The sequence below is a fragment of the Pseudomonas pseudonitroreducens genome (genome assembly GCF_021603645.1).
Taxonomy (GTDB): domain Bacteria; phylum Pseudomonadota; class Gammaproteobacteria; order Pseudomonadales; family Pseudomonadaceae; genus Pseudomonas; species Pseudomonas pseudonitroreducens.
In genome coordinates this window covers 1-9,316 of record NZ_BQHJ01000024.1, presented here as the reverse complement: position 1 = coordinate 9,316, position 9,316 = coordinate 1, and the positions used below count along the sequence as shown (strand labels likewise).

Below are 9,316 nucleotides of genomic sequence, written 5' to 3'. Positions count from 1 at the left end.
CTCATTTCACAGCCTTAAACACCATCCAGATGACTCCCCTTCAGAGGCTGGAATGTAATTTCTCAGGCTTCTATCAAGGTGGTGCGGACTGTAATTCATTTACTAACGGAAGCAATCCCTCAGATCGAACTTCGGCACCACCATCCTTGCGGTTGATGAGGTCGACCTTGGCCCAGTGTTCAAAAAGCTCCGAGACATTTTTCCTCGCTGCCTGTCGGGCTCGCTCTGCCTCCGCTGCGGCTTTATCTGCAGTGAGCCGTGCAAGCTCTGCATCCCGAGCCGCAACACGTGCTTTCTCCTTCGCTTCAAAATGCTCTCGGATGTCCCGCACTCCTGCCTTGTGCAGGCCAGCGAGCTCTTTGGCTCGCTGGCCTGCTTCGGCTAGTGTCATTGTGCCTTCCAAGCCTTCTCGGCTGTAGGTGCCGATGGGGTAGGTGATACGGTCGCCGCTACTATTTGCATAGCGAAAATAGAAAAGGCGCTCACCGCTTGGGGTGATCCGGGCCACCAAGCTGCCGTGCCCCCATATGGCGACTTCGCTCAGCCATTTGTCGTTCGTACCAGGTTTAGCCGTCATTTGGCGGTCTGTGATCTTGGCCATCTGGTCAGTTTCCCTGTTGCCAATTGGTTGCCAGTTAAGATTGGCTGGTTGCCAATTCGTTGCCAATTGAGATCGGCTTTCATCGTATGGCTTCGGACGATTTTGGATCGAAAATCCTCTGCATGCCAGTAAATTCAAAGTGTTGAGCTTTTTGTTTCGGACTGGTTTGGATTCCGTTGTAACGGTATTTACCTGCATGGGGTGCAAGGGGTCGAGTGTTCGAATCACTCCGTCCCGACCAAATTCAGAGAAACCCAATCACTTCGGTGGTTGGGTTTTTTTATGGGCGAATATTTTACCTGCTCTATTCGGCGTATAGGTCTCATGCTTCTTAATTCGCTCGTGATGGCAGCATGCCTTTAGGCGAGTCTGGTAAAGTCCAGGCATGCCATAGGGACATAGCTAGCCATGGACAAGAAATCGCTTTCCGAGCGGGACATCTGCACTAAATTCATTGCGCCGGCTATTCAGCAGGCGGGCTGGGACATCCAGAAGCAGGTGCGTGAGGAAGTCAGCTTTACCAAGGGCCGCATTATTGTGCGCGGAAAGTTGCACAGCCGAGGCGAAGCCCGCCGTGCAGATTTCATCCTTTACCATCAGCCCAACCTGCCCATCGCCGTCATTGAGGCCAAGGACAACAAGCACGACGTCGGCTCCGGAATGCAGCAGGCGCTGGGCTATGCCGAAGCGCTGGACGTGCCCTTCGTATTTTCCAGCAATGGCGACGGCTTCCTGTTCCATGACCGCAGTGGCACCGGCACCCAGGTAGAAACCGAGCTCAGCCTCGATCAGTTCCCAAGCCCAAGCGAGCTCTGGCAGCGCTATTGCACCTGGAAGGGGCTGGAAGGCGCAGCACAACAGCAGGTGGAAGCCCCGTACTACGACGATGGCGCAGGGCGCTCGCCGCGTTACTACCAGATGAATGCAATTAATCGTACTGTTGAAGCGGTGGCTCACGGACGGGATCGCATTCTTCTGGTCATGGCCACGGGCACCGGCAAAACCTATACCGCTTTCCAGATCATCTGGCGGCTGTGGAAGTCCAAGCAGAAGAAACGCATCCTCTTCCTCGCCGACCGCAACATCCTGGTCGACCAGACCAAGAACAACGACTTCAAACCCTTCGGCCAGGCGATGACCAAGATCGCCAAGCGCCAGATCGACACTTCCTACGAGATTTACCTGTCGCTGTATCAGGCGGTCACCGGCGCCGAGGAAGAAAAGAACGTCTACAAACAGTTCTCGCCGGATTTCTTCGACCTGGTGGTGATCGATGAATGCCACCGTGGCAGTGCCGCTGAAGATTCTGCATGGCGCGACATACTCGAATACTTCTCCGGCGCCACTCATATCGGCCTGACTGCCACGCCCAAGGAAACTAAGGACGTTTCGAGCATCACTTACTTTGGCGAGCCGGTGTACAGCTATACCCTCAAGCAGGGTATCGAAGACGGCTTCCTCGCCCCCTACAAAGTGGTGCGCATCGATTTCGACAAGGACCTGCAAGGCTGGCGCCCGCCCAAGGGCATGCTCGACAAGAATGGCGAACTGATCGAAGACCGCATCTACAACCTGAAAGACATGGATCGCAACCTGGTGATCGAGGCGCGGACTCAACTCGTCGCGCAAAAGGTCACCGAATTCCTCAAGGCCACCGATCCCTATCAGAAGACCATCGTCTTCTGCGATGACATCAACCACGCCGAACGCATGCGCCAGGCGCTGGTGAACCTCAACCCGGAGCGGGTAGCCGAAAACCGTAAGTACGTCATGCGCATTACCGGCGATGACCAGGAAGGTAAGGCCGAGCTGGACAACTTCATCAACCCTGAACAGCGCTATCCGGTCATTGCCACCACCAGCAAGTTGATGACCACCGGCGTCGATGCCCAGACCTGCAAGCTCATCGTGCTGGATCAGCACATCAAATCGATGACCGAGTTCAAACAGATCATTGGCCGCGGCACTCGCATCAATGAGGATTATGGCAAGTATTGGTTCACCATCATGGATTTCAAGAAGGCCACCGAGTTGTTTGCCGACCCGGCATTCGACGGTGATCCCGTGGTGATCTTCAGCCCTGATGGCGGTGAGTCCCCTGTTCCTCCGGATAGCCCTGCGGAAGGCGAGGAGGGCATCGTCGATGGTGGTGAGTGGTTGCCGGACGGGGCCGACGGTGGGGCGGGTAGCGAGGGCCGAAAGCACATCAAGTACGTGATCGACAACGTCCCGATCTTCGTCATCGCCGAGCGTATTCAGTATTACGGCCCCGACGGCAAGCTCATCACCGAATCGCTACGTGACTACACGCGCAACTGCGTAAAGAAACAGTTCGCCTCTTTGGATGACTTTCTTCGTCGCTGGAGCGATGCCGAGCAGAAGAAAGCCATCATCGACGAACTGGCCGCCAAGGGTGTGATGTGGGAAGCCCTTGCGGAAGAAGTACAAGCCAAGCGTGGCCAGTCGCTCGATCCCTTCGACCTGATCTGCCACGTGGCTTTCGACCAGCCGCCGCTGACCCGCCAGGAGCGCGCCGAGCAGGTGAAGAAGCGCAACTATTTCGCCAAGTACTCCGGTGCGGCCCGGCAAGTGCTGGAGGCGTTGCTGGACAAGTATGCCGATACCGGCGTCGAGCACATCGAAGACATCAAGATCCTCCAGCTCGCTCCCTTCAGCCAGATCGGTGCACCGTTGGAGCTTGTGCAGGCATTTGGCGGTAAATCGGGGTACCAGAAAGCTATTCACGAGCTCGAGTCTGAACTCTACGTCTCGTGATTCCGCTCTAGCGGGGTTGCGCGTACAAGTGCCGCAGCCCCGACTCTTACAGCACCCGTGAATCCAGCGCTCCCTTTATGGGAAAATCGCGCCACTTCAAATGCTCAAGGCCACTCTACGCAGTGAGCCTTGTGCCATGAACCTATTCAGAGATTGAGCATGTCGATTTCCAGCACCATCAAATCCATTCAGGACATCATGCGTAAGGACGTCGGCGTCGACGGCGACGCCCAGCGCATCGGCCAGCTTGTATGGATGCTGTTCCTCAAGATTTTCGATGACCGTGAGCAGGAATGGGAGCTGCTCGATGACGCCTATCGCTCGCCCATTCCCGAGAGCTGCCGTTGGCGTACCTGGGCGGCGAACCCAGAGGGCATCACCGGCGATGAGCTGAAGAGCTTCATTGATAACAACCTGTTCCCGCAGTTGCAGAACCTCCACGAATACAGCACCACTCCGGCCGCTTTCGTGGTGCGTAGCGTGTTCGAGGACGCCTACAACTACATGAAATCCGGCCAGCTCCTCCGCCAAGTGATCAACAAGATCCAGGAGGGAGTGGATTTCAACAAGGCACAGGAACGCCACGCCTTCGGCGACATGTACGAGCAACTGCTGCGCGACCTGCAGAGCGCCGGCAACGCCGGCGAGTTCTACACCCCGCGCCCGGTCACCGAATTCATGGTGCGCATGGTCGACCCCAAGCTGCATGAAAAGGTCATGGACCCGGCCTGCGGCACCGGCGGCTTTCTCACCTGCAGTATCGAGCACAAGCGTAAGCGGTATGTGCAAACGGCCGATGACGATCGTGTGTTGCAGGCCAGCATCTTCGGCGTGGAGAAAAAGCCGCTGCCGCACCTGCTGGCCACCACCAACATGATTCTCCATGGCATCGAAGTGCCGAGCCAGATCAAGCACGACAACACCCTGGCTCGCCCGCTGATCAGTTGGGGGCCGGGTGAGCGGGTTGACTGCATCGTTGCCAACCCCCCGTTCGGCGGCATGGAAGAAGACGGCATCGAAACCAACTTTCCCGCCGCCTTCCGCACCCGAGAAACCGCCGACCTGTTCCTGGTGCTGATCATGCACCTGCTCAAGGACGGTGGCCGCGCCGCCGTGGTGCTGCCCGACGGCTTCCTGTTCGGCGAAGGCATCAAGAGCCGCATCAAGGAGAAGCTGCTCACCGAGTGCAACCTGCACACCATTGTTCGCCTGCCCAACGGCGTGTTCAACCCTTACACCGGCATCAAGACCAACCTGCTGTTCTTCACAAAAGGCACACCAACCAAGGATGTCTGGTTCTATGAGCACCAGTACCCAGCCGGTTATAAGAGCTACTCCAAAACCAAGCCCATGCGTGTCGAAGAGTTCGCCATTGAGGAAGCCTGGTGGGGCTGCGAGACCGATGGTTTTGCTGCGCGAAAGGAAAACGAGTTCGCCTGGAAGGTCGGCCTTGACGAGTTGAAGGCTCGCAACTGGAACCTCGACTGCAAGAACCCACATATCGGTGAGCAGATCAGCCATGATCCGGAGGAGCTGCTCGGTGATTACGCCAAGCTGCAAGGCGAGATTGGCGAGCTACGCGATCAGCTCAAAGCTGTGCTGGCCGAAGCTCTGGAGCGCCAGAAATGACGGCGTTGCTCACCGATAATCTGCCACTGCTGGCGGGCGCGCCCAATGGCATCAAGAAGCTGCGCGAGCTGATTCTGGAACTGGCGGTACGCGGCAAACTGTTGCCGCAAGATCCCGGTGATGAGCCTGCGAGTGAGTTGCTCAAGAGGATCGCCGAGGAAAAGGCGAGGCTGGTGGCGGAAGGGAAGATCAAGAAGCAGAAGCCGCTGGCGTCCATACACGAGGAAGAAAAACTATATGAGTTACCCATGTCTTGGGTGTGGGGGCGTCTTGGCGATCTAACTTTAAAAATAACAGATGGAACACACCACTCTCCCACAAACAAACCGAGTGGCGATTATAAGTACATCTCTGCAAAAAACATCAAGTCATGGGGTATAGACCTGTCGGAGGTCACTTATGTAACCGAAGAGATACATCAGGAGATCTTTTCTCGTTGTGACCCAAGCAAAGGCGACATCCTATATATCAAAGACGGCGCGACCACTGGCATAGCCACAATTAACTCGCTGGATGAACCGTTTAGCATGTTATCCAGTGTAGCACTACTCAAGCCCAGCTGCGGGCTGCACAACGAGTACATGCTGAAATCGATGGTCTCGCCAGTTTTCTATCGAGAGATGCGTGCTGGTATGACTGGCGTGGCGATTACTCGCGTGACTCTAGCCAAGCTAAACAATGCGGTCATCCCACTGCCCCCGCTCGCCGAGCAACACCGCATCGTCGCCCAAGTCGATGAGCTGATGGCCCTGTGTGACCGCTTGGAAACCCGTCAGGCCGATGCCGAAAGCGCCCACTCTCAACTGATACAGGCGCTGCTGGGCAGTTTGACTCAGGCCGCCGATGCCGAAGACTTCGCCGTAAGCTGGCAGCGCCTGGCCGAACACTTCCACACCCTGTTCACCACCGAGTCCAGCATCGACGCTCTCAAGCAATCCCTGCTGCAACTGGCCGTAATGGGCAAACTGGTGCCGCAAGATCCAAGCGATGAACCGGCAAGTGAACTTTGCAAAAGTATCGAGGCCGAGAAGCTGCGCTTAGTAGCTGCAAAAAAAATAAAGGACACCCCACGCCTGGAGCCAGTAAGCGCTGATGAAGAGCTTTTCGCTGCTCCGTCTTCCTGGGTATGGGGGCGCATGGGCGACATTTGTCGCCCCATATCTTCTGGCTCAACTCCACCATCGGAGTTGTTTCAGTACGACGAGGGCATACCGTTCCTTAAGGTCTACAACATTCGGAATCAAGAAATCGATTTCGAATACAAAAAGCAATTTGTAAGCCTTGAGCATCATGCAGAGAGGATGAAGCGCTCAGCCTTGGTGCCTGGCGACGTGGTTATGAATATCGTCGGTCCACCATTGGGCAAGGTCGCGATCATTCCCGATACTTTTCCTGAGTGGAACTGCAATCAAGCCATAGTATTTTTTGGGCTGATTGCGCCAGTGAGCCCTCAGTACATCTATACGTTTTTGAAGGAGGGTTCGTTTTTAAAAAACATCGCTCTTATTGGTACTGCAGGGCAAGACAATATTTCGGTTACTAAATCTAAAAACATAGCTGTACCGCTGCCACCACTCGCCGAACAACACCGCATCGTCGCCAAAGTTGACCAGCTGATGGCGCTCTGCGATCAACTCAAAGCCCGTCTCAACCAAGCCCGTCGGGTGCATGAGCATCTGGCCAATGCCCTGGTCGAGCAGGCCGTGGCCTAACTCAGGAGCGCAGGGATGCCCATTCACACACAAATCTGGACCGTCGGCACACCGCCCGCACAGCTGAAAAACGCCGTGCTGGCCAGCGAGCAATTTCTGGAAGAAATGATCGTTGCTGCACCGGTGTTACTCTCCGAGGACTGGATGCTGATCGGCCAGCAGGAAAGCACCGGCCAGGGCGGGCGCATCGACCTGTTGGCCTTAGCGCCGGATGCTTCGCTGGTGTTGATCGAGCTCAAGCGCGCCCGTACGCCTCGCGAGGTAGTTGCGCAGGCTTTGGACTATGCCTCCTGGGTCGAACGCCTGGAGTCGGATGAAATCGCTGCCATCTATCAGCGCTTCCAGCCCAATGGCGATCTGGCGGCAGATTTCCAGATGCGCTTCGGTGCACCGCTCGATGTGGAAGAGCTTAATCAGAGCCATCAGATCGTCATCGTTGCTGCCGAGCTGGATGCCAGCAGCGAACGCATCGTGGCTTATCTGAACGAGCGTGATATTGCCATCAACGTGTTGTGCTTCCAGGTCTTTGAACTGGGTGAGCAGCAGTTGATCAGCCGCGTCTGGCTGCTGGATCCGTCCGAAGCGCCGCAGCCCACCGCTGCGAGCAAACCGGGTACTCCCAGCGAACCCTGGAACGGCGAGTTCTATTGTTCTTTCGGTGAAGGAACCAGCCGCTCCTGGCCGGAAGCGCGGCAGTTTGGTTTCATTTGTGGCGGCGGCGGGAGTTGGTATAGCAATAGCCTCAAGGTGCTGGCTCCTGGCGACCGGGTATGGGTAAACGTACCCGGTGCCGGCTATGTGGGCGTCGGTCGCGTTACCGGCTACGTCACCCCGGCGGCAGACTTTTGCTTGCCCTTCCAGGGGCAGGAAGTGCCCGCACTGGAACTGCTCACTGCAGCGAACTACCACCGCGAGTTCGTTGACGATCCGCAGCGCAGCGAATACTTCGTGCCAGTCCAATGGCTGGAGAGCGTTTCGCGGGAGCAAGCGATCAAGGAAGTCGGCCTGTTTGGTAACCAGAACACCGTATGCCGGCCAACCACGCCCAAATGGCGTTGGACCGTCGAGCGTTTGAAGGAGCGCTTCGGGATCAGTTGAACTGGCTACCCGTATTTGGAGGTCAGGCAAAGGCTTGAGGAGCTATTAACCACGCGCTCGTCACTTTGCCCGCCCGGAATTGAAAAGGCCGGTTCAGCAATGAACCGGCCTTTTGCATTTCTCTTCCCGCAAAAATTCCCTATATCGACCGCCAGCTCGGCGTGCCTCTCAGTGCCCAGTCATCCTGCGCCGCCAGGAAGGTTGGCAGGTCACGGCGAGCAATCCAGATTTCGCCCTGCCACTTGATGACGCCGATGCGTTGATCGGCCCAGGTCATGAAAGCGCGCTGGGGATTGCTATCGGGAATGTGCTGGGTGTCGTGGAGGGTGGGGAGGACTTCGTCGCTGAGCCATTTGGCGATGTTGCGGTGTTCGGGGTGCCAGAAGCGGTAGAGGGCTTTGTAGGCGCCGGATTCGCTGATGACTTCCACTTCTTCGCGGAAGCCGCTGAGGTATTCCAGGATGGCGGCGCGTTTTTGTTCCGGGTCCATGCGGTTGGGCAGGCGGTAGGGGCGGCGGGCGTTGATCAGGAGGGCGAAGTCGTGGGCGACGAACCAGGGTTGGCGGTCGATCAGGACGGCACGCAGTTGGTGGGTGTGGCGTTGGAAAACGACAGGCTTGTAGGTGTCTTGCATGGTGAAGCTCCATCTACGAGGTTGAGGAACCGCCACGCGTCGTCGTCAAGCGAAGGGTGGCGGACCGCGCAGGGTTGACGAACCGGGAGATGGAACCGGCAGACCCGAGGGCCTCCCCGCGCGATCCGCCATAGAGCCAGTAGTGAATACTACAGGCATGAAAGGGCCTACAGGAAACCGTCGCTGTTTCCCGCACGCGCTTTCAGCGCTTTCGCGCCATCTCAGTTCCGGTCGTCAAACCAGGCCACAGGATTGACCGTGACGGGCGGAGGATGGAGGAGGGCTTTCCGAGGCGGCAACCTGCAAAGCGCGTAGGAATCTGGGAAGCGTACCTCGAGATGGCCGGTTCGGCGGCGTCTTCTCTATATAGGTGGCACGATTCAGTTGTATGGTCGTTGCTGATGCGTCAGGGGTGATGCGGCTGCGGGGCGGTGCTGCTTCTATGTAGAAGGAGGAGGGGAGAGGCCCTTTGTCATCTTTCTGCAAAAATTCGTTGACGGCCAATTTAAACTCCCTATAATGCGCACCACTCCCAGCGACGAAGCGCTGAAAGAACTTGAAAATCAAGTACTTACAGAGATTCGAAGTTGAGAGTGGTGATCAGGCAGGTGATTCACTTGCCGCTCTTCATTGGCTGCTCCGGCAGCGAGCTGAAAAGAAGGTCACCGAGGTGCTTGACAGTGAGTTTGATCGCTGTAGAATGCGCCTCCCGCTGATGAGAGGTTTTGCTTCTCGGAGGTCCAAGCGATTGAGTAGAAAAGAAATTTTCGAAAAATAAAGCTTGACGAAAGATGAGGTTAGCGTAGAATGCGCGCCTCGGTTGAGACGAAAGCCTTAACCAACTGCTCTTTAACAAGTTGAATCAAG

At 56.5% G+C, this 9,316-nt stretch carries 6 protein-coding genes; 4 read left to right on the top strand and 2 right to left on the bottom strand.

Annotated elements, in window-relative coordinates:
* Positions 1-73: 73 nt before the first annotated feature.
* Entirely contained in the window at positions 74-799 is a 726-nt protein-coding gene (locus tag L6D89_RS31995) for an Arm DNA-binding domain-containing protein (RefSeq protein WP_236202296.1), read from the bottom strand.
* A 210-nt stretch (positions 800-1,009) separates the two neighbouring features.
* On the opposite strand from L6D89_RS31995, the gene hsdR reads away from it, so the two are divergent.
* The 4 genes from hsdR to L6D89_RS31975 all read left to right on the top strand — a co-directional run bounded on the left by hsdR (position 1,010) and on the right by L6D89_RS31975 (position 7,815).
* The gene (hsdR, locus tag L6D89_RS31990; protein ID WP_236202295.1) at positions 1,010-3,376 is read left to right on the top strand and encodes an EcoAI/FtnUII family type I restriction enzme subunit R; all 2,367 of its coding nucleotides are present in this window, start codon (positions 1,010-1,012) and stop codon (positions 3,374-3,376) included.
* Between the two features lie 159 nt (positions 3,377-3,535).
* Complete coding sequence (locus tag L6D89_RS31985; protein ID WP_236202294.1) at positions 3,536-5,005, top strand: type I restriction-modification system subunit M; 1,470 nt, start codon at positions 3,536-3,538, stop codon at positions 5,003-5,005.
* The gene (locus L6D89_RS31980) at positions 5,002-6,717 is read left to right on the top strand and encodes a restriction endonuclease subunit S (protein ID WP_236202293.1); all 1,716 of its coding nucleotides are present in this window, start codon (positions 5,002-5,004) and stop codon (positions 6,715-6,717) included. The genes L6D89_RS31985 and L6D89_RS31980 overlap by 4 nt, the downstream gene beginning before the upstream one ends.
* 15 nt (positions 6,718-6,732) lie before the next feature.
* Entirely contained in the window at positions 6,733-7,815 is a 1,083-nt protein-coding gene (locus L6D89_RS31975; RefSeq protein WP_236202292.1) for a PDDEXK family nuclease, read from the top strand.
* Positions 7,816-7,954: 139 nt separating this feature from the next.
* Here L6D89_RS31975 and L6D89_RS31970 read toward each other — a convergent pair whose 3' ends face one another.
* A complete protein-coding gene (locus L6D89_RS31970) occupies positions 7,955-8,449 on the bottom strand; it encodes a BRO-N domain-containing protein (protein WP_236202291.1) in 495 nt (164 codons plus the stop codon).
* Between the last annotated feature and the right edge of the window lie 867 nt (positions 8,450-9,316).